This window comes from Blastomonas sp., assembly GCF_046294995.1.
GTDB lineage: Bacteria > Pseudomonadota > Alphaproteobacteria > Sphingomonadales > Sphingomonadaceae > Blastomonas.
This window is the reverse complement of sequence record NZ_JBKBOG010000005.1, coordinates 1-20,753: the sequence shown is the minus strand read 5'-3', so window position 1 is coordinate 20,753 and position 20,753 is coordinate 1. Positions and strand designations below refer to the sequence as shown.

Genomic DNA, 20,753 nt, shown 5'->3' with positions numbered 1-20,753 from the left:
TCTGACCGCCTATATATAGCGCTGCCTTTGCGCTGCCTCGAAAAGTGGCAGAAAACCTTGATGCACGCGTGCGTGGGGTGTGTATCCAAAGTACGGGTCCGATGCGAAGCATCGCGGCCCTGCAACTTTGCCAGCAAAGTGCTCCGCTCAGCCATGATCCCGAGCCTCCGCCATTTGCGTTTCGGCGGACTGATCGGCTTGCTTCCGGGCCATCCATTCGGCGATCATTGCCTTGCCTTTGCGGTCGGCTTCCGTCCGGTCGATCTGCACTGGAACTAGCCCGGTGTGACGGGGGCCATTCTCATCGAGCCAGGCAATTATCGTGCTTTCGATGGCTCTGCGCATACGGTCACGAAGATCATTTGCCTCGAACGGATTGAGGTGAGCGGTAAACCCTGGGCTCAACACGAGGCCACCAATCGGAAATGGGTAATCGCCAGCCCATTGGAGCGGTACATCGATGCGACAAAATCTGTCGTCGCCCTGATAGATCGCGATGGGTGGACGTGCTCCACTGAACCAGGCGATGAGGGCTGAACGGTATGCGGAACCATCTTCGTTGTCGGCAGCGAGCCGATCGATAATGGGCCGAACAGATTGCGCGATGCGATGTTCAGTGACGATGCGAATGGTGACGTTGTCTGGCGCGGCCAGAAGGCGCGCCAAGGCGCGGCGAATCATGGACATGTGTCATGCTCCAGTTGAAGAGACGCTGCCCAAAAAGGGGCAGGGGGGAATGCGCTGATCGGAAATCAGACCTGACGCTGAGTCTGGGTCAGGCGCGTGATCGATTCGGTCGTGATCAGAGTGCGTGACCCTATCTTGAGGACATCGATCTGGCCGGTCTTGATGAGCTTGTAGATGGTGCTCCGACCGACGCCGAGCACCTTGGCCGTGCGGTTAATTGAGTAGGCGAGTTCATTCATCGTAGCCTCCGTTTGAATGCCGCGATGCGGCTGGCGACGGGATGGTTTGCAGATGAGCGTCGGCAGCTCCAGCGGTGCACCAAAGTGCAGCTTTCCGGCCGTTTTGACCCAAGCCCGGCAATTGACGTGGTTCATTCGCTGCGAAACCGCGTGGTTCCCCGGTAATGCAGGCAAGGATTAAGCGGAACGATTTTTCGCAATCGTCTCGAGGATCTGCTTGGCGTATCCGGACAGCTGGGTCTCGCCCGGCACTTCAAGCCTTCTGGTGCGATACCAGTCTTCGAGAAGCCTGATAATCAGCTTCTGATTGCCACGCTTTCTGGCAGTATCGATTGCGCGCACTTGTGGATGTTCGATCAGCGATATGACGGCATCGGTGTAATCATACTTCCTGGGCGCTCCGGCACGGCTGGGCTCGGCTTTGGCCTCGGCGATAAGCCTTTCGACGTCCGCCTCCAGGAACAGTTCGCGATCGAACCATGACCCGACCGGGCTGAATAGCGCGCTGCGAATCATGCTGTCAGGCGCGACATGGGCAGCGCGCAGCTTGCCGAAAAAATAGCGGTGATCGACATAGCGCCGCCCACCATTTGCGATCCGGAAAAAGGCGCGCGGGGATGACTCCGTTTGAAGGAGTGCAAAGAGCCGTTCGAGGTTCCGTGCTGCCGGATCGTCGCGGTCTGCATACAGCGCAGACTGCGGCGTTGTCGCTTTCAGCCCACCATATTGAAATACACGCCAGGCTATGATTGTCAGCATCATCAGGGCGAAGCACATCAATCCGATCATGACGACGGTGGTTGCCCCCGGAGCGTTGCTCAGCGTCAGGAAAATCCCTGGCAGGAGGGTCATCATGGTCGCAAGGGCGGTAGCGCCAAGCGCCAGCCGCAAAACCCAATAGCGCCTATGGATAGTGCGCGAAGCGTGCGCTGCAATACGGTCGAGATGAATGATTCCGGCCTGTTCATCGCTGCTGATGAACCGGGCGGCGATTAGGCGAAGTGGCAATACGTCTTTCATGTCTTCCATCGGCCTCTCCTAATGAGAAGCGGCTACATTGCCTCCATCGCGGAGCTGACACAAATAGTCGCTCCACCATTGCGCCATTTCGATGCGTTCCGCCCAGTAGGCTGACTGGTTGTAGATGCGGCGAACGCTTCCTGCGATCATATGCGCCAGCGCCCGCTCGATAGCATCAGGGTTCCATTTTCCAGACTCGTTTAGCATGGACGATGCAGATGTTCGAAATCCATGGGCCGTCATTTGATCTTTCGAGTATCCCATACGACGTAGAGCCGCATTTACGGTGTTTTCGCTGATGGGCCGGGCGCGCGTACGAACGGACGGAAACACGTATCGACCACTGCCAGACAATGCGCGCATATTTGTCAGAATCTGAACTGATTGCCGCGAGAGAGGAACCGAATGAGGCTGCCGCATCTTCATTTTGTCGGCAGGAATGGTCCAGACCGCTTTGTCGAAATTGATCTCGGTCCATTCCATCTGCCGAATCTCGCCTGGACGCTGGAAAACATGCGGGGTCAGCTTAAGGGCGTGGATCACGGATGGATCACCGTTGTAGCCATCGATTGCCCGCAATAATGCTCCAAACGATGCGGGCTCGATGATCGCAGGGAAGTGTTTGACCTTTGGCGTTATCAAAGCGCCGATCAGCAGTTGTGCTGGGTCCCTTTCAGCGCGCGCAGTTGCTACGGCGTAACGGAACACGCGGCTGGCGAAGGCGCGAAGCAGGTTTGCTGTTTCCAAGCGACCTCGCCGCTCGACTTTTCTTAGTTCGTGAAGGATTTCCTGCGGAGTGATCTCTGCCACTGGCCGTCGGCCGAAATCTGGACCAAGCAATTTCACGAAGTAGCGCAGCTTCGTCAAAGTTGGCTCGGATATCCCTTCTTTGGCCCTTTTCTCGATCAATTCCGCCGCAACGCAAGCAAAGCTGTTGCTGGCGCGTATGCTGGCTTCGATCTTTGCTTGCCGTTTTGCGGCATTTGGATCGATAGATCGGGTAAGCTGTCGGCGGGCCTCATCCCGCGCCTGCCGGGCTTCAGCAAGCGTGATTTCGGGGTAAGAGCCCACAGATAGCTTCCGCTCCACACCATGCAGGCGGTACTTAACGCGCCAGAGTTTGCTTCCGCCAGGGTTGACCTGCAGATACAGCCCCAACGAGTCCCCCACTTTATAGGGTTTGTCTTTTGGCTTCGCTCTTCGAACTGCGGTATCGGTTAGCGCCATATGGGGGCCTCGATATCTTGGGGCCTGCGCGAGGCCCCCAAATCAGGCCCTAATTGCCCACGTTTAGCGGCAACCAAGGACCATCACTGACAACCAGTGAATGGGTCCAAACTATCGGATTTCTGGGGTTTTTTCAACCGTCGGCAGGCATCGCCGGACAGATTTATGGAGGCCCGAGCCGGAATCGAACCGGCGTGCGAGGATTTGCAGTCCTCTACGTAACCACTCCGCCATCGGGCCATCCGCGTCGAAGGACGCGGCAATGTGCGGGTTTGGGCTGAAAGTCAAGTCTCAAGCGCGCTGAATGGCGCTCGGGCGGCGGCGCCACGAACGCCTTAGAAATGGAGCAAAAGCTGTATTGCCATAATAATACAGCCGTGTCATAACCGCGAATGATATGAACTCGATTGCAATTTGCAACCGGAAGGGTATCAAAGCGGCATCGTTCGGACCGTTAGGGCTTGCATCGCTGTTCGCATATTCTAGGGCGCTTGGACATGACCGATACACACACACTCGCTCCGCCAGATTTTGCCGCTGCCCGCAGGCACATGATCGAAAGCCAGCTGCGTCCCAGCGACGTCAGCGATCCCGTCGTCATCGCCGCGATGGCGGTGGCCCGCCGTGAGGATTTCGTTCCCGCCGCGCAAAAGCCGCTCGCCTATATCGATCGCGCCGTGACCCTGGCCGAGGGCCGGGTGCTCAATCCCGCGCTGTCGACCGGGCTGATGCTGACCCGCGCCGAACTGTCCGGCAACGACAAGGTGCTGCTGATCGGCGCCGGCACGGGCTATTTCGCCGCGCTGCTCGCCGGAATCGTCGCGCATGTCGTTGCGGTCGAAGACAATCATGCCTTGGTCGAACATGCCAGGGCAGCGCTCGCCTCTACCGCCAATGTCTCGATCATCGAATCGCCGTTGCAGGAGGGGCACGCAGCAAACGCACCTTATGACCTGATCATCATCGATGGTGCCGTCCAGCAGGTGCCCGATGCCATCATCGCACAGCTGGCCGAAGATGGACGGTTGCTGGCGGGCGTGGACGAGAACGGTGTTTCGCGACTCGCCATCGGGCGCCGTCGCGCCGGTGCTTTCGCGCTCGTCCCCTTCGCCGATACCGATATTGCTCCGCTTGCGGCCTTTGCCCGGCCAAAAAGCTACAGCTTTTAAATACAGCACCGCCGCCCGGCAGCAGGGGCGGGGGAAGATATGAGAACCGGATTGATGAAGATTTCGCTTTGGATGACCGGTTGCGGTGCGGCGCTCGTTCTGGGCAGCGCGCCGCTGCACGCAGAAACGCTGCGCGATGCGCTGATCGCGGCCTACCAGACCAATCCCACGCTCAACGCGGCGCGCGCCCAGCAGCGCGCGACCGATGAAGGCGTCCCGATCGCGCTGGCGGATGGCAGGCCCAATTCGCAGGTGCAGGCGCAATATACCGAGAACTTCCTCAATCCCGCCAACGCCTTTACCGCGCCCGAACGCTCGCTGGCCGGGACGCTGAGCCTCAACGTGCCGATCTATTCGGGCGGCAGCGTACGCAACGCGATCAATGCCGCCAAGGTGCGCGTCGATGCCGGCCAGGCCGATCTGCGCGGGACCGAGGCGAGCGTCTTCAGCAATGTCGTCGCCGCCTATATGGATGTGATCCGCGACGAGGCGATCGTCGGGCTGCAGCGGCAGAATGTCTCGGTGCTCGACGTCAACCTGCAGGCTTCGTCAGACCGGTTCGAGATCGGCGATCTCACCCGTACCGATGTCGCGCAATCCGAGGCTCGGTTGGCGATCGCGCGCAGCGACCTGCAGACCGCCGAGGCCAATCTCATCCGCAGCAAGGAAGTGTATATCCAGCTCGTCGGCAAGGTGCCGGGTGAGCTCGAGCCGCCACCTCCGCTGCCCAACCTTCCCGATGCGCCCGAAACCGCGGTCGAGGCCGCGCTTGGCAACAACCCCGATCTGGAAGCTGCGCGCGAACGGGTGGAGGCATCGAATTTCGACATCAGGGCTGCGCGGGGGACACGGATGCCGCAGGTTAGCCTGTTCACCCAGGGCAATTACCAGAACTTCCTAGGCACTTTGGGCAGTAATCTGTTTGAAGGCTCATTCGTGCAGCAGCAGTCGAGCGCTTCTGCAGGCGTCCAGCTCACCGTCCCGGTCTATCAGGGGGGCCGCCCTGCCGCGCAGATCCGCCGCGCACAAGCGGTGTCGGGCCAGGCGATCGAACAGGAGATCGCGGTCGAGCGCAGCATCATCGCGCAGGTCCGCGCGGCCTATGCCAGCTTCAATGCCTCGATGCAGGTGATCGAATCGTCGCAAAAGGCCGTCGAATCGAACGAACTGGCGCTGGAGGGCGTTCGCGCTGAAAACAGCGTCGGCAACCGGACGGTGCTCGACATTCTCGATGCCGAGCGCGAACTGCTCAATGCCCAGGTCCAGCTGGTGACGGCACGGCGCAATGCCTATGTCGCAGGCTTCACCCTGCTCGCGGCGATGGGCCGGGCAGAAGCGCGCGATCTGGGGCTCGATGGCGGCGTGTTGTATGATCCCGAGATCAATTACGAGCGTGTCCGCGACAGGATCAACGACTGGGATTCGGACAGGGATCCGGTCGCGCAATCGACGCGCACCGTTGACAGCCCGGCGCAAAATGCCGCAGTGATGGGTCCGCCCGAAGAATAATCGGGCAAGGGCGTTTTCGAATCAGGGGCTGGAACAATGACGCGCGATATCGGCGAGCCTAGCCTCGAGGAAATTCTCGCCTCGATCAAGAAGGTGATCGCCGAAGACGGGCGCAAGCCCCGGCGTCCTGCGCCCGCGCGACCCGCGCCTGCACCGGCGCGCCAGGAAAAGACGGCGGACGATATTCTGGAGCTCACCGACAGCGTCGAGCCCCAGGACGCCGCACCCGCTGAGGAAACCCCGCTGCTGAGCCGCGCCGGCGAGCAATCGATGCGCGAATCGCTTGCCGTACTGGCGACGCTGACCGAACCGGGTGCCAGCCCGCAGATCGTGCGCTCGGGCGAAACCTCGCTCGAAGGCATGGTGCGCGAGATGCTGCGCCCGATGCTGGCCGAATGGCTGGATCGCAACCTGCCCGACATGGTCGAGGCGCTGGTGGCCAAGGAAATCGGCCGCATCACCGGGCGCAAGGGCTGAACCGATCGCTGCTCCGAAGGGGCTTTGCGCGCACCGATGCTTGCTGGTAACAGCGGCAACCATGAAACAGACATACCTTGCTGCGCTGCTTGCCAGCGCGCTTTCGCCTCTTCTCGTCAGCCCCGCCGCCGCGCGCCCGATGACCGAAAGCGATCTGGCCACGTTCAACCGGCTGGGCGCGCCTGCTGCTTCGCCCGATGGCAAATGGGTCGCGTATCAGCTGACCACGACCGATCTGGCCGCCAACAAGCGCAGCACCGGGCTTCAGCTGCTCGATATCGCCAGCCCGAACGCGCGGCCCATCGTCATCGCCGATTCCCCGGGCCATAACGAGAGCGCGCCAGTGTTCGCGCGCGATGGCCAGCATCTTTTCTTCCTCTCCAACCGCTCGGGCACTGCCCAAGTGTGGCGCGTCGCGCTCCCCACCGGCGAGCCGATGCAGGTGACCGACGCTGCCACCGACATCAGCGGGTTCAGCCTCTCGCCCGATGGCGCGCGCCTCGCGGTCTGGGCCGATATGAAGCAGGGATGTTCGCTCGAGGGCTGCGCCGACGGCGGGGCAAGCGGGCAGGGCAGCGGGCGCGAGTACGACCGGTTGTTCGTGCGCCACTGGGATAGCTGGCGCGAGCCGGGCACCTATTCGCGCATCTACGCCTATGCGCTGGGCAGCGATGGCAAGGCCGCAGGGCCAGCACGCGCGTTGAGCGGATCGATCGAGGGCGATGCTCCCACCAAGCCGTTCGGCGGCGGGGAAGAGATTGCCTGGGCCGCAGACAGCAGCGCGATCGCCTTCACCATCCGCAAGTCCGACGGCGACGAGCCGCGATCGACCAACACCGATATCATCTGGCAGCCGCTGGCCGAAGGCGCTGCGGCGGTGAACCTCACCGAGGCCAACCAGGCGACCGATTCGCTGCCCGCCGCCTCACCCGATGGCCGGTGGCTCGCCTGGGCGGCGATGGCGCGGCCCGGCTATGAGGCCGACCGCATGGTCGTCCATCTGCGCGACATGAAGACCGGCAAGGTCACCAGGCTCACCGAGAGCTGGGACCGCTCGGCCGGCTCGATAGCCTGGGCGGCGGACTCGAAGAGCCTGCTGGTCACCGCGCAGGATACGCTCGAACATCCCGTGTTCCGCATCGATGTGCCCAGCGGCAAGGTCACGCGGCTGACCGAGCGCGGCAACGTGAACAATGTCGTGCCGTTGGCGAACGGCGGCTTTGTCTATACCGTCAATTCGATTGCCGCGCCCGATGACCTGGTGCTGATGCAGCGCAACGGCCAGACCCGCCGCCTGACCAACGTCAACGCCGACAAGCTCGCCGGGCTCGATCCGGTGGCTTATGAAAAGTTCAGTTTCAAGGGCGCCAATGGCGATCTGGTCCACGGCCAGATCGTCAAGCCGCAGGGCGCGAAGGGCAAGCTTCCTGTCGCGCTGCTGGTGCATGGCGGGCCGCAGGGCAGCTTCAACAACAGCTGGTCGTACCGCTGGAACCCGGCGGTGATGGCTTCGCAGGGCTATGCCGCAGTCAGCATCGATTTTCACGGATCGACCGGATACGGCCAGGCGTTTACCGACTCGATCAACAAGGACTGGGGCGGCAAGCCGCTCGAGGATCTGAAACTCGGCATGGCGGCGCTTCCCGGCATCGATGCCGCGCTCGATACCGCCAACGCCTGCGCGCTGGGCGGCAGCTATGGCGGCTATATGATGAACTGGATCGCAGGCCAGTGGCCCGATGGCTTCAAGTGCCTGGTGACCCACGCAGGCGTGTTCGATCTGCGCGCGATGGCGTTCGAGACCGAGGAACTGTGGTTCGACGAATGGGACCATGGCGGCCCTTGGTGGGAGCGCCAGGATGCCGAGAAGTGGAACCCGGTGAACCACGTCACCAACTGGAAGACGCCGACGCTGGTGATCCACGGCGAAAAGGACTTCCGCATCCCCTATTCGCAATCGCTCGCCGCGTTCACCGCGCTGCAGCGGCAGGGGATCGAATCGAAGCTGCTGATCTTCCCCGACGAAAACCACTGGGTGCTCAAAGCGCAGAACTCGGTGCAATGGCATCGCAATGTCTTCGACTGGCTGGAGCAGCATCTCAAAACGGCTGGAAAATAACCCATCCTGCGTTAAAGCGGCGGGATGACGAGCACCGACAAGCAAGAGCTGCCCAAGACATTCGATCCTGCCGCGATCGAGGCGAAATGGTATCCGCATTGGGAGGAGACGAACGCGTTCCGGCCCGCGCGGCCCGATGCTGTGCCGTACACGATCGTCAACCCGCCGCCGAACGTGACCGGATCGCTGCACATCGGCCATGCGCTCGACAACACGCTGCAGGACATCATGATCCGCTACGAGCGGTTGCGCGGCAAGGATGCGCTCTGGGTGGTCGGCACCGACCATGCGGGCATCGCGACGCAAATGGTGGTCGAGCGCCAGCTCGAGGCGCGGCAGGACAAGCGAACCAACTATTCGCGCGAGGACTTCGTCAAGAAGGTCTGGGAGTGGAAGGAAGAAAGCGGCGGTCAGATCACCCGCCAGCTGCGCCGCCTGGGCTGCTCGATGGACTGGTCGCGCGAGCAGTTCACCATGGACCCGCATTTCAGCAAGGCGGTGCTCAAGGTGTTCGTCGACCTGCACAATCAGGGGCTGATCTACCGCGACAAGCGCCTGGTCAACTGGGACCCCAAGCTCAAGACCGCTATCAGCGATCTCGAGGTGGAAACGCGCGAAGTGCAGGGCAGCTTCTGGCACTTCCGCTATCCGCTGGCGGATGGCGTGACGCTCGACGATGGGCGCGACCATATCGTGGTCGCGACGACCCGGCCCGAAACGATGCTCGCCGATATGGCGGTCGCGGTGAACGGCGCCGACCCGCGCTATACCAGCGTTATCGGCAAGTTCGTCGAGCTGCCGATCACCGGACGGCGTATCCCCATCGTTGCCGACGACCATGCCGACCCCGAGCTGGGTTCGGGCGCGGTGAAGATCACCCCGGGGCATGATTTCAACGACTTCGAGGTCGGCAGGCGCGCCGGCATTGCGGCAAGCGACATGCTCAACATGTTCGATGCCGAGGCCAAGGTGGTGCAGACCACCGATGGCTTGATCCCGGCCGAGTTCGTCGGTGTCGACCGCTTCGATGCGCGCCGCCAAGTCGTCGAGCGGATGAAGGCGCTGGGCCACCTCGTGCCGCATGTCGTCACGTCCAAGGATGGCGAAGTCACCGAGCACGACGCCGAGCCGCGCACCATTCAGACGCCTTATGGCGATCGCGGCGGCGTGGTGATCGAGCCGTGGCTGACCGACCAATGGTATGTCGACGCCAAGACCCTCGCGCAGCCCGCGATCGAGGCGGTGAAGACCGGCGTGATCGAGATCGTGCCCAAGAGCTGGGAGAAGACGTTCTTCCACTGGATGGACAATATCCAGCCCTGGTGTGTGAGCCGTCAGTTGTGGTGGGGGCATCGGATTCCGGCGTGGTATGGGCCAGCTGTTAAGGATGGAGAGTTCGATTATGAGCAACCTGACAAGGCGTTTGTCGGTTCCACTCCCGAAGAAGCACTCGAACAGGCCAGAGAGTATTATTCGACCATGGACTCTCCAGAGTCTCGGGTTTGGGTAGAAGTCGAAGAGGGTGATATTCACGTCCGGGAGGGCCTGACGATCAGGCTTCTTCGCGATTCCGACGTCCTCGACACCTGGTTCTCCTCGGCGCTCTGGCCGTTTGCGACCTTGGGTTGGCCGGATAACGCCCCTCCTCCGTCTGTCCCGAGCGAAGTCGAGGGACGTGGGGAGACGGTGGCGCAAGGTCCCTCGACTGCGCTCGGGAACTCGGCTGGGGGTGGCGCCTCTGGCCCGAACCTGCTCGCCAAACACTATCCCAACGACCTCCTCATCTCGGGCTTCGACATCCTGTTCTTCTGGGATGCGCGGATGGCGATGATGGGGACGCATTTCATGGGCGCGGCCCCGTGGAAGCAGCTGTATCTGCACGGCCTCGTCCGCGCTGCCGATGGTGCGAAGATGTCCAAATCCAAGGGCAACACCGTCGATCCATTGGGGCTGATCGACCAATATGGCGCCGATGCGCTGCGTTTCTTCATGGCGGCGATGGAAAGCCAGGGCCGCGACATCAAGATGGATGAACGCCGGGTCGAGGGCTATCGCAACTTCGCCACCAAGCTGTGGAATGCATCGCGTTTCTGCCAGTCGAACGGCATCGGCGCGAGTTCCTCGGTCGCGGCTCCGCAGGCAACGCTGGCGGTCAACCGCTGGATCATCGGCGAGGTGGTCGATACCGTCGCAGCGCTCGACAAGGCGCTCGCCGACCTGCGCTTCGATGCGGCGGCGAACGCGATCTATCACTTCGTCTGGGACCAGTTCTGCGACTGGTATCTCGAGCTGATCAAGCCGGTTCTTTCTTCTGAGCCCTCTCCCCTTCAGGGGAGAGGGCAGAAACCCGCGCGGTTGCCGGATGGGTGCTCGACCAGATTCTGGTGATGCTCCACCCGTTCATGCCGTTCATCACCGAAGAGCTGTGGCACGCGCTTGGCGAACGGGAGAATGACCTGATCCTCGCGCAATGGCCCGCGCCCAACGCCAGCGTCGATGCCGACGCCAAGGCCGAGACCGAGTGGCGCATCGCGCTGGTGCGTGAAATCCGTTCGGCCAAGAACGAACTCGGCATCGCGCCGGGACAGCGGCTGCGCGGCTTCGTGCAGGGTGCGAACGATCGCACCTGCGGGTGGATCAACGGCTTTGCCACCGGCGCACAGAGGCTTGCCCGGATCGACTTCGCGCCGTTGGGCGAATCCGCCCCCAAAGGCGCGAATATCCAGATCGTGGTCAACGAGGCGACCTTCGTGCTGCCGCTCGAAGGCATCATCGACATCGCCGCCGAAAAGGCGCGGCTCGCCAAGGCGCTCGAAGCGGTGACCAAGGAGGCCAAGTCGCTCGAGGGCCGCTTGTCCAACCCGGCGTTCGTCGAGAAGGCCAAGCCCGAGGCGGTCGAGAAGGCGCGGGCGGATCATGCGGAGAAATCCGCCGAGGCCGAGCGGCTGTCAGCGGCACTCGCGCGGCTTGGATAGGCGCCGGCCCATACGCCCGCTGACCGGGGAGCCACCGCGATGACTTTGTCGCATGCACGGCTATTCGCCCGGCGGATATTCCGCTCGCTGTGGTTCACGCCAGCGGCCTATGCGCTGCTGGCGGTGGCGGCGCTGCTGCTGGCCCCGAGCGCCGGACGGTTGCTGCCCGATGAGTTCAACGAGCTGATCGGGCTCGACGGCGTCGACGATCTGCTCGACGTGCTGGCCAGCTCGCTGCTCGCGGTGGCGATTTTCTCGCTCGGCATCATGGTATCGTCGCTGCAGGCGGCGGCATCGGCGGCGACGCCACGGGCACGTCCGCTGCTGATGCAGGATCGCACCGCGCAGAACGCGATATCGGTGTTCATCGGCGGTTTCATCTACGCCATCGTCGGCACGGTTGGCCTGGCGACCAGCTTTTTCGGCGCGCCCGCGCGCGTCATCCTGTTCATGACCACCTGCCTGGTGATCGTCTCGGTGATCTACGCGCTGCTGCGCTGGATCGGGCGGCTGAGCAATTTGGGCGATGTCTCCGAGGTCGTCGACCTGCTGGAAAACGCCGCCGACACCGCGTTTGCCGAGCTCGCCCGGCGGCCGTTGCTCGGCGGGGTCGCGTTTGAGACGATGCCGGACCATGGCGTCCCGCTGCGCGCTGAGCGCTTCGGCTTCGTTCAGGCCATCGATGATGCGCTGTTCTCGACCATCAGCGCCGAGCAGGACATGGATTTCTATCTCGCCGTCCGCCCCGGCACCTATGTCGATTCGACCACCATCCTGCTCAAGACATCCAGCGCGCTCGACGAGGAAACCGCCAGATCGGTGCGCGCGGCATTCGTCATCAGCGGCGATCGCACCTTCGAGGCTGACCCGCGTTATTGCCTGATCGTGCTGTCCGAGACCGCGTCCAAGGCGCTGTCGGCGGGGATCAATGATCCGGGAACCGCGATCGACGTGCTGGGCACTGCGCTGCGCGTGCTCGCCAAATGGAGCAGCCAGGCGCGCGAGACGGTAGCCAGCGTGACGTGCCCCCGCCTGCACGTGCCGCCGGTCAGCGTCGAGGAGATGGTCGGCGATGCCTTCCGCTGGATCGCGCGCGATGGTGCGGGCCAGCTCGAGGTGCAGATCCGGCTGCAAAAGGCGCTGCAATCGCTCGCCGCGCATGATCCGGCGCATTTCGGCGACGCGGCGCGGGCAATGTCGCACGAGGCGTTCGCGCGCGCGAAGATCGGGCTGGAGTTGCCTGCCGATGTGGAGATGCTGGAGCGGTTTGTTCTCGATTGATGGTCGATTGCTTGTGGATCAAATCCTCCCCCAGCTTGCTGGGGGAGGGGGACCGCCCGCGCAGCGGGGGGTGGAGGGGAAGCGAGGTCGTGCTGCGCTCGATCGTTGCGCGATCCCGCTTCCCCTCCACCACCGACCTGCGGTCGGCGGTCCCCCTCCCCGAGACGAGCTCGGGGAGGATTTTCGATCGATCGTATCGGACCACCTCACCCCTTGCCCCAAGCCCCCACGTTCCCTAAACGTTCGTTGGTGAACACGCTCGCCCCCGCATCCGAATTTCCGCCGCCATCGCCGCAGGACCCCGCCTATCTGCAGGGGCTCAACACGCCGCAGCGCGAGGCGGTGCTGTCGTCCGAGGGGCCGGTGCTGGTGCTCGCGGGCGCTGGGACCGGCAAGACCGCGGCGCTGACCGCGCGGCTGGCGCATCTGATCGCCACGCGGCGTGCGTGGCCTTCGGAAATCCTCGCGGTGACCTTCACCAACAAGGCCGCGCGCGAGATGCGCGAGCGGGTAGGAAAGATCATCGGCGATGCGGTCGAGGGGATGCCGTGGTTGGGCACCTTCCACTCGATCGGCGCCAAGATGCTGCGCCGCCATGCCGAACTGGTCGGACTGCAATCGAACTTCACGATCATCGACACCGACGACCAGCTGCGGCTGCTCAAGCAGTTGATCCAGGCCGCTGATATCGACGACAAGCGCTGGCCTGCGCGGCAGCTGGCCGGCTGCATCGACCGCTGGAAGAACAAGGGGTTGAACCCGCACGAACTCGACGCTGCCGAGAGCGAGCTTTACGCAAACGGGCGCGGGCAGGAGCTTTACACCGCCTATCAGGACCGGCTGAAGGCGCTCAATGCCTGCGATTTCGGCGACCTGCTGCTGCACATGCTGACCCTGCTCAAGACCGACCGCGCGGTGCTGGAGCAGTATCAGCAAAGGTTCAAATACATTCTGGTCGACGAGTATCAGGACACCAACTCCAGCCAGTATCTGTGGCTGCGGCTGCTCGCGCAGGCGCGCAAGAATATCTGCTGCGTCGGCGATGACGATCAGTCGATCTATTCGTGGCGCGGTGCGGAGGTCGCCAACATCCTGCGGTTTGAAAAGGATTTTCCCGGCGCACGGGTGATCAAGCTCGAGCAGAACTACCGCTCGACCCCGCACATATTGGGCGCGGCATCGGGGCTGATCGCCTCGAACGGCGACCGGCTCGGCAAGACATTGTGGACCGAGGTCGATGCCGGCGACAAGGTGCGCGTGCTCGGCGTCTGGGATGGCCCCGAAGAGGCGCGGCGCACCGGCGAGGAGCTCGAGCGGATCACGCGCGGCGGCACCAGCCTCGACAAGACCGCGATCCTGGTGCGCGCCTCGTTCCAGACCCGCGAGTTCGAGGACCGGTTCATCGCCATCGGCATGCCCTACCGCATCGTCGGGGGTTTCCGCTTCTATGAGCGCGCCGAAATCCGCGATGCGCTCGCTTACTTGCGCGTCGTCAACCAGCCGGCGGACGATCTGGCGTTCGAGCGGATTTTCAACACCCCCAAGCGCGGCCTGGGCGACAAGGCTCTCGAGAAGGTGCACCGGCTGGCGCGCGCCACCGCATTGCCGCTCAGCGCTGCCGCCTTCCAGATTCTCGACAGCGACGAACTGCCCGCGCGTGCGCGCACCTCGCTGACCAGCCTGATGCGCGGCATCGCGCGTTGGCGGGAGATGCTGACCACGATGAACCCGGCCGACCTCGTCCGGCAGATCATGGACGAATCGGGCTATACCCAGGTGCTGCAGGCCGAAAAGTCGGTCGAGGCATCGGGGCGGCTGGAAAACCTTTCCGAACTTGCCCGCGCGATGGAAGAGTACGAAAGCCTCGGCGACTTCCTCGAGCATGTCAGTCTGGTGATGGACAACGAGGCATCGGCCGACGAAGCCAAGGTCACGATGATGACCATCCACGGCGCCAAGGGGCTCGAGTTCGAGCACGTCTTCCTCGCCGGATGGGAGGAGGGCGTGTTCCCCTCGCAGCGCTCGCTCGACGAAGGCGGTCTCGCCAGCCTCGAGGAAGAGCGCCGCCTTGCCTATGTCGCGATTACGCGCGCGCGCAGCAGCTGCACGATCATGCACGCGGCCAACCGGCGCATCTATGGCCAATGGACCAGCTCGATCCCCTCGCGCTTCATCGGCGAGTTGCCGGCAGAGCATATCGAGGAGGAAAGCTCGCTGACCGGCGGCGCGTCGCTGTGGCGCGCAGGGCTGTCAGAGCGCGACGATCCGTTCGCGCATCTGGCGCGGGATCCCGAACGCGCGGCACGGCGCGGCCCCGGCTGGCAGCGCGCGGCGCAGGCCCCCGGCGGGTTCAACACCGCGCCGCAGCGCGTCGCCGAGGCGCGGACAAGCGCGATCAGCCTGGGCAATGCCGGGCGCAGCGATGTCGATGTCGGTACCCGCGTCTTCCACCAGAAGTTCGGCTACGGGCTGGTCGCGGAGAAGGAGGGCAACAAGCTCGAGATCGACTTCGAAAGCGCGGGCCGCAAGCGGGTGATCGACAGCTTTATCAGCCTCGCCTGATTTTCTTGTCGTCACCCCCGCGAAGGCGGGGGTCCCGCTTTTGCGATGGCGGTCCGAAAAAGCGGGATTCCCGCGTGCGCGGGAATGACGAAGTCAGTTAGCGCCGACCCCAGCCTCAGCGTTTGCGGCTGTCCATATACCATAATGCGCCATGCAGCGCGAAGCCGCCGCTAAGCCCAGCGATAAAGCCGATCGAGGGTTGGCCCATCAATCCGCCGATGATTGTGCCTGCGAGCGTGCCCAGCGCCATGAACACGCCGCCACCGCGCACAGGCGGGCGATCATCCGGGCGGGCAGGGGTTTTGCGCGTATCGTTCTGCATGCCCCAGCCTTTGCCACGGCTGGCTGCGATTTGCCAACGCCAAGTGACGCACAGCGTCCCTGCAAAACGCTAACGCTGCGTTTACCAAGCCGGTTGAGCCTTCCTGCACCCCCACGCGTTATCCCTGATCGAACCGCCACCAGCAGGGGAGGCGGCAATGAATGGGGACTCAACTGCGGCCATGAACCTGCCTTATATCGGAACCCGCGAAGCTTATGACGACGCCTGCCTGCTGCTCTCGCGCTTCGGCGAGACCGCCGGCCTCGAAGCCTCGGACCGCGCCGAAGCCGCCCGCGCGCGCGGCAACCACATCCACTTCTGCCACTGGCGCCAGATCGAACGGCTGCTGGTGATCATGACGATCGACCAGAGCATTGGGACGATTCACTAAAGCGCACTCCTGCCAGCGCATAGGCAGGCAGCGGGAGTTCGACGCACCCACACATTTCGGCTAACGTGATGAAGACGCGGATAACCTTCGCGATCCTGAAAGCGAAAGCCCCACAATGCTGCGATCTGCCTTTCTGCTTTTTGTTTTTGCAGTCGCCTGCGCGACGTCGCCTGCCGCCAGCGCGCGCGAATTCCAGCCTTGCCGCGATGCCGGAGATTTTCCCGCGTTGGCCGGGACCTGGTGCGCTGAATCGGTGGTGCCGTTGCAACCGGCCAAGGCTACTGACGAAGCTGCGACCGTCACCCTGTTCGTCCGCAAGTTTCCAGCGCTTGGCGTGCGTAGGTCGCGCGGCCAGGTGTGGCTGATAGCCGGTGGCCCCGGCGAATCGGGTGCGTCTCTCTATCCGGCGCTGGCGGCATATCGGGCGGCGTTTTCCGGATATGACTTGATGGTGCCGGATCACCGCGGCACGGGCTTCTCGTCGAAGCTGTGCCCGGTAGAGGAGTCCCCCGACAGCGCCGATGGCATCGCGCTGGCCGGAGCCGAATGGGGCGGGTGTATCGGCGCGATGCACCGTGACGTGGCGCGAAGCCACAGTTTCACGATCACCAACGCCGCGCACGATCTGGGCACGCTGATTACCCGGCACCGGACGCGCGGCAAGGTTTACGTCTATGGCGTATCCTATGGGACCCAGTTGGTGGCGCGGATGATGCAACTCGCTCCGGCCAAGCTCGACGGGATCATCCTTGATGGCCTGGTCCCACCCGAGACGGCGCCGCAATGGGACCTGAGCCGCCGCACCGAGATTGTCGATGCGGTCGGTCGCAGCTTGCTGAGCCCCGAGCAGCTACAGCGCTACCGCAGCCTGCTCGCGCAAAGCGAACCTGCCTGGCTGGAAAACGTTCCGGGTGGGGATCTTCGCCGGTTGCTGGGATCGCTGCTCAACATCCCCTCGGCGCGGGATCGCATTCCGCAGATCATCGACGGCCTGAGCAATGAAAACGTCGCACCGCTGAAGGCTGCGCTCGCCGATGCCGCGAGCCTGTCCAGCGCGCTCTCGCTGTACCCGCAATCGCCACCCTCGCTGCCTTTGGTCATGCTGATCAGCGGGTCGGAGAACAACGAGAGGCGCGATATCAGCCAGGACAAGGTGTCCGCCGAGGCCAAGGATGCGCTGTTCACCAGCGCGCTGCCGGGTCTGTTGGTGAACAGCCCCGCGCCGCTCTACCAACGCGATGCGGCGTTTGGTAAACTGCCGCAAAAGATGCCCCGCACGCTGGTCGTTCACGGTACGCTAGATCCCAACACGCCTTATGAAGGTGCGCTCGAACATGTGAAATTGCTGGCGGCTGTCGGTGATGTGCAGGTTGCCACGGTAGAGCGCGGCGCGCATTTTCTCGCGCTGTTCGCGCCAGAGTGCTTTGCCGGTGCAGTATCCGCGTTTGTCGGACGTGATGCGGTGCCGGATCGCTGCACCGAGCCCGAACCGAGCGGCGAGTAGCTACCCGGCGTCAGCCAAGCGCAGTCACGACCCCGCCGCTGACGCTCCAGTCGGCGCGGCCTGCCATTGGCACAGCCTCGAACAAAGCCGCATCGGTGCCGGTCATCCACACCTGGCCCGAGCGATCCGCGAGCTGGTCGTAGAGCGCGGCCCGCCTCGCAGGGTCCAAATGCGCGGCGATTTCGTCGAGGAGCAGGATCAGGCGGCTGCCGCGCCGCTCCGCGACGAGATCGGCATGCGCCAGGATGATCGCGATCAGCATCGCCTTCTGCTCGCCGGTCGAACAGAGCGCGGCTGCCTGACCCTTCTGGCGCATGGTGACGATGAGGTCGTCGCGGTGCGGGCCAGCGAGAGCGCGTCCGGCGGCGCGGTCGCGGGCGCGCCCTGATCTGAGCGCCGCGGCGAGCGCGCCAGCCTCGACAGGCCCCTTGCGCTCCAGCGCCAGCGTCGGCTGAGCGAATGGACCATCGGCAAGCGAATCGATCTGCACCTCGAGCGCTTGAAGCGTGTCGGCGCGCGCCTCGGCCAGCGCGCCGCCATGCTCGGCCATCCGCGCTTCGAGCGCATCGATCCAGCCCGGATCGATCGCACGGGTTTCGCCGAGCAGCCGGTTGCGCTCGCGCATCGCGGCCTCATAGCGCGCCGCATGGCGCGCGTGCGCGGGGTGCAAGGCCAGCACCAACCGGTCGAGAAACCGCCGCCTGCCGCCTGCGCCTTCCAGAAACAATCGGTCCATCGCCGGGGTCAGCCACACCACCGCGAGCCAGTCGGCCAGCCCCGTCGCCGCCGCCGCCGCGCCGTTCACCCGCACCAGCCGCCGCGAGGGCGCGTCGGCGTTGGTACCGGTGCCGATCCTGACCTCTTCGCCCGCCAGCGCAGCCGAGATCGCAAAGCCTCCCGGACCCTGCTGACGCGCCATCTGCTCGATGCTGGCGCGGCGCATCCCGCGCCCGGGGGCGAGCAATGAGATCGCCTCGAGGATGTTGGTCTTGCCCGCGCCATTGTCGCCCCAGATGACGTTGTACCGCGCGCCCGCCGCAATGCGGCTGGCCTCGTGGTTGCGAAACTGGCTGAGGGACAGTGTGGAGAGCGCCATGTGGGCAAGGCTATAGCGGCTTGGTCATGCGATCGCGCGGAAAATCGCGTCGGGCTGCGATGAACGGGAAAGGCGCTCGCCAAATTATCGTGAATATTCCCAAAACTTCGCATTCAGCTTTGAGCAAGAATGGGCATCTGGCATCTAAAGCTCTGATTTAACGAGGTTCTGCAAACTGGCACGGCCCGTGCAATGGTTCTGGCATCTCCCGACGGACAGTCCCGAGGGGCACCAAAACACCAGAAAGGACCACCATCATGTTCTCGCTCTCGACCTTCAACACCAATCTGATCGCCGCCATCTGCGCATTTGCAACCTCGGCTCTGTTCATCGGCCTGAGCGTTGGCCCCGCAGAAATCGGCACCATGACGACGATGATCGTCTGATCCGCCACAGCTTTCAAATCATCTGGTTTATAGGGGAACCACCATGAACAACCGCGCCTTCCACCTCGACAAGTCGAATTCCAAGCTGATGGGCGTATGCTCGGGCATCGCCAACTATTTCGACTGGGACGTCAACCTGATCCGCATCGCCTTTGTGCTGGCTGCACTGTTCGGTATTGGCGCACCGGTGCTGATCTATCTGATCATCGGCCTGGTCGCGTCGGACCGGTGAGCGAAGGCTACACCCTGGTGCTGAACGGGGTGAAGTCGGTGGCGGTATCGAACACGTCGACGCCCTCGCGGCGCTTGAGCCACCCGACCACCAGATAGGTTACCGGGGTCAGCACCGCCTCCCAGCTGACCTTGAGCAGCCAGTTGGTGATCATCACGGTGATGACCTGGCTGGTGTCCCACACCCCGTAGAACGCAAGCGGATAGAAGATCAGGCTGTCGACGCCCTGGCCGACGATCGTCGATCCGATGGTGCGCGACCACAAGGCCTTGCCCTTGGTCCACACCTTCATCCGCGCCATGACATAGCTATTGACGAACTCGCCCGCCCAGAAAGCGATGATCGAGGCCAAGACGATCCGCGGCACCTGGCCGAACACCGATTCATACGCCGCCTGCCCGTCCCAGCCGTCCGCAGGCGGAAGACTGACGACCACCCAGCTCATGAATGCCATGAACAGCAGCGCGCCGAACCCCGCCCAGATGACGCGGCGTGCGCGGGCATAGCCGTAGATCTCGGTCAGAACGTCGCCGATCACATAGCCCAAAGGGAAGAACAATATCCCCGCGCCATAGACCCATTGCTCGCCACCGATGGTCAGGAATGTCGGCTTGGCCGCACCGATGACGTTGGACAGCAGCAGCACCGTGACGAACGCCGCCATGACGAAGTCGTAATAGCGGAAGCGATGCGTGGCGGGATCGAAGCCGCTGTCGAGAACCAGGGCTGCGGTGGCGGGGTCGGGCGGTGCGGACTGCATGGACCATCGCCATATCGCGGTTTACACGCCCATGCAAAGCCCGCTATTGCGCCCCGGACGTCAAAATTCGATGTCAAACGGCGCGCGCCCTTAGCTCAGCTGGATAGAGCGCGAGACTTCTAATCTTGAGGCCACAGGTTCGACTCCTGTAGGGCGCGCCAAAACTCCCCCTCATCACCCGGATTGTCGCTGACGGCACGCGCGTGCCATCGCCACTGCGCAGCATAAAAAACCGGCCGGAAGCGTGATGCCTCCGACCGGTTTTTTCAGCGTCGCGGGGCTTGCCCCGCGTTGCTAGCAGCAACCTGCTGGTATCAGTTGTCGCCGGTGATGAAGTCGGGCAGGCCGGCATCGCTGCCGGTGTTGCCGCCTTCGCTGGCTTCTGCACGACCGCGACCACGGCCACCGCCGGAGCGCTCGCCGCCACGATCACCGCCGCCGGAGCGTTCGCCGCCACGGCCACCGTCGCGACCACGTCCGCCATCGCCATCACGGCGGGGGCGACGATCGCCGCGATCACCACGGTCGCCACGTTCACCGCGCTCGCGCGGTTCGCGGGCAGGGCGGGTGTCTTCCAGCTCTTCACCGGTTTCCTGATCGACAACGCGCATCGACAGGCGAACCTTGCCGCGCGGATCGATCTCGAGAACCTTGACCTTGACTTCCTGGCCTTCGGTCAGGACGTCGGTCACCTTCTCGACCCGCTCGTTGCGGATTTCCGAAACGTGGACCAGGCCGTCCTTGCCGCCCATGAAGTTCACGAACGCGCCGAAATCGACCATGTTGACGACCTTGCC

General features: G+C 63.5%; 19 protein-coding genes, 2 tRNA genes and 1 pseudogene. 13 read left to right on the top strand and 9 right to left on the bottom strand.

Annotation, left to right across the window (positions count from 1 at the left end):
• Nucleotides 1-147 precede the first annotated feature (147 nt).
• From ACK4R0_RS08110 to ACK4R0_RS08090, 5 genes are all read right to left on the bottom strand, one after another.
• The gene (locus ACK4R0_RS08110) at nt 148-687 is read right to left on the bottom strand and encodes a hypothetical protein (protein ID WP_409672875.1); all 540 of its coding nucleotides are present in this window, start codon (nt 685-687) and stop codon (nt 148-150) included.
• 65 nt (nt 688-752) lie between these two features.
• Entirely contained in the window at nt 753-1,061 is a 309-nt protein-coding gene (locus ACK4R0_RS08105; protein WP_409672873.1) for a helix-turn-helix domain-containing protein, read from the bottom strand.
• Nucleotides 1,062-1,103: 42 nt separating this feature from the next.
• A complete protein-coding gene (locus ACK4R0_RS08100) occupies nt 1,104-1,955 on the bottom strand; it encodes a hypothetical protein (protein WP_409672870.1) in 852 nt (283 codons plus the stop codon).
• A 9-nt stretch (nt 1,956-1,964) separates the two neighbouring features.
• Nucleotides 1,965-3,173, bottom strand: coding sequence for a tyrosine-type recombinase/integrase (locus tag ACK4R0_RS08095; RefSeq protein WP_409672868.1), 1,209 nt, complete (start codon nt 3,171-3,173; stop codon nt 1,965-1,967).
• Nucleotides 3,174-3,339: 166 nt separating this feature from the next.
• A tRNA-Cys gene (locus tag ACK4R0_RS08090) sits at nt 3,340-3,413 on the bottom strand.
• Between the two features lie 257 nt (nt 3,414-3,670).
• Here ACK4R0_RS08090 and ACK4R0_RS08085 point away from each other — a divergent pair.
• The 8 genes and pseudogenes from ACK4R0_RS08085 to ACK4R0_RS08050 all read left to right on the top strand — a co-directional run bounded on the left by ACK4R0_RS08085 (nt 3,671) and on the right by ACK4R0_RS08050 (nt 15,265).
• Nucleotides 3,671-4,342 carry a protein-L-isoaspartate O-methyltransferase family protein gene (locus ACK4R0_RS08085; protein WP_409672865.1) on the top strand — a complete coding sequence of 224 codons (672 nt, stop codon included), beginning with the start codon at nt 3,671-3,673 and terminating at the stop codon, nt 4,340-4,342.
• 54 nt (nt 4,343-4,396) lie between these two features.
• Nucleotides 4,397-5,851, top strand: a complete 1,455-nt coding sequence (locus tag ACK4R0_RS08080; RefSeq protein ID WP_409672862.1) for a TolC family outer membrane protein — start codon at nt 4,397-4,399, stop codon at nt 5,849-5,851.
• Between the two features lie 36 nt (nt 5,852-5,887).
• On the top strand, nt 5,888-6,328 hold the full coding sequence (locus ACK4R0_RS08075; RefSeq protein ID WP_409672859.1) for a DUF2497 domain-containing protein: 441 nt from the start codon (nt 5,888-5,890) through the stop codon (nt 6,326-6,328).
• A gap of 61 nt (nt 6,329-6,389) precedes the next feature.
• Nucleotides 6,390-8,447 carry a prolyl oligopeptidase family serine peptidase gene (locus ACK4R0_RS08070; RefSeq protein WP_409672856.1) on the top strand — a complete coding sequence of 686 codons (2,058 nt, stop codon included), beginning with the start codon at nt 6,390-6,392 and terminating at the stop codon, nt 8,445-8,447.
• 24 nt (nt 8,448-8,471) lie between these two features.
• Nucleotides 8,472-10,832: pseudogene (locus tag ACK4R0_RS08065) on the top strand (valine--tRNA ligase); the annotation flags it as partial.
• Nucleotides 10,833-10,834: 2 nt separating this feature from the next.
• Nucleotides 10,835-11,422, top strand: a complete 588-nt coding sequence (locus ACK4R0_RS08060; protein WP_409673274.1) for a class I tRNA ligase family protein — start codon at nt 10,835-10,837, stop codon at nt 11,420-11,422.
• A 39-nt stretch (nt 11,423-11,461) separates the two neighbouring features.
• Complete coding sequence (locus ACK4R0_RS08055) at nt 11,462-12,703, top strand: DUF2254 domain-containing protein (protein WP_409672853.1); 1,242 nt, start codon at nt 11,462-11,464, stop codon at nt 12,701-12,703.
• A gap of 249 nt (nt 12,704-12,952) precedes the next feature.
• On the top strand, nt 12,953-15,265 hold the full coding sequence (locus ACK4R0_RS08050; protein WP_409672850.1) for an ATP-dependent helicase: 2,313 nt from the start codon (nt 12,953-12,955) through the stop codon (nt 15,263-15,265).
• A gap of 115 nt (nt 15,266-15,380) precedes the next feature.
• Here ACK4R0_RS08050 and ACK4R0_RS08045 read toward each other — a convergent pair whose 3' ends face one another.
• Complete coding sequence (locus ACK4R0_RS08045; protein WP_409672847.1) at nt 15,381-15,587, bottom strand: hypothetical protein; 207 nt, start codon at nt 15,585-15,587, stop codon at nt 15,381-15,383.
• 181 nt (nt 15,588-15,768) lie between these two features.
• On the opposite strand from ACK4R0_RS08045, the gene ACK4R0_RS08040 reads away from it, so the two are divergent.
• Both ACK4R0_RS08040 and ACK4R0_RS08035 read left to right on the top strand, forming a co-directional pair.
• Nucleotides 15,769-15,978, top strand: coding sequence for a hypothetical protein (locus ACK4R0_RS08040; RefSeq protein WP_409672844.1), 210 nt, complete (start codon nt 15,769-15,771; stop codon nt 15,976-15,978).
• A gap of 115 nt (nt 15,979-16,093) precedes the next feature.
• Complete coding sequence (locus ACK4R0_RS08035) at nt 16,094-17,482, top strand: alpha/beta fold hydrolase (RefSeq protein ID WP_409672841.1); 1,389 nt, start codon at nt 16,094-16,096, stop codon at nt 17,480-17,482.
• A 10-nt stretch (nt 17,483-17,492) separates the two neighbouring features.
• Here the strand turns inward: ACK4R0_RS08035 and recF are convergent, their stop codons facing one another.
• Entirely contained in the window at nt 17,493-18,578 is a 1,086-nt protein-coding gene (gene recF, locus ACK4R0_RS08030; RefSeq protein ID WP_409672838.1) for a DNA replication/repair protein RecF, read from the bottom strand.
• Between the two features lie 257 nt (nt 18,579-18,835).
• Here recF and ACK4R0_RS08025 point away from each other — a divergent pair, with 257 nt between their 5' ends.
• A complete protein-coding gene (locus ACK4R0_RS08025; RefSeq protein WP_409672835.1) occupies nt 18,836-18,964 on the top strand; it encodes a hypothetical protein in 129 nt (42 codons plus the stop codon).
• A gap of 43 nt (nt 18,965-19,007) precedes the next feature.
• Nucleotides 19,008-19,196, top strand: coding sequence for a PspC domain-containing protein (locus tag ACK4R0_RS08020; RefSeq protein ID WP_409672833.1), 189 nt, complete (start codon nt 19,008-19,010; stop codon nt 19,194-19,196).
• Between the two features lie 7 nt (nt 19,197-19,203).
• Here the strand turns inward: ACK4R0_RS08020 and ACK4R0_RS08015 are convergent, their stop codons facing one another.
• A complete protein-coding gene (locus tag ACK4R0_RS08015; RefSeq protein WP_409672830.1) occupies nt 19,204-19,956 on the bottom strand; it encodes a queuosine precursor transporter in 753 nt (250 codons plus the stop codon).
• Between the two features lie 84 nt (nt 19,957-20,040).
• Here ACK4R0_RS08015 and ACK4R0_RS08010 point away from each other — a divergent pair.
• A tRNA-Arg gene (locus ACK4R0_RS08010) sits at nt 20,041-20,117 on the top strand.
• A 153-nt stretch (nt 20,118-20,270) separates the two neighbouring features.
• Here ACK4R0_RS08010 and ACK4R0_RS08005 read toward each other — a convergent pair.
• A partial coding sequence (locus ACK4R0_RS08005; protein ID WP_409672827.1) for a S1 RNA-binding domain-containing protein occupies nt 20,271-20,753 on the bottom strand: 483 nt, incomplete at its 5' end.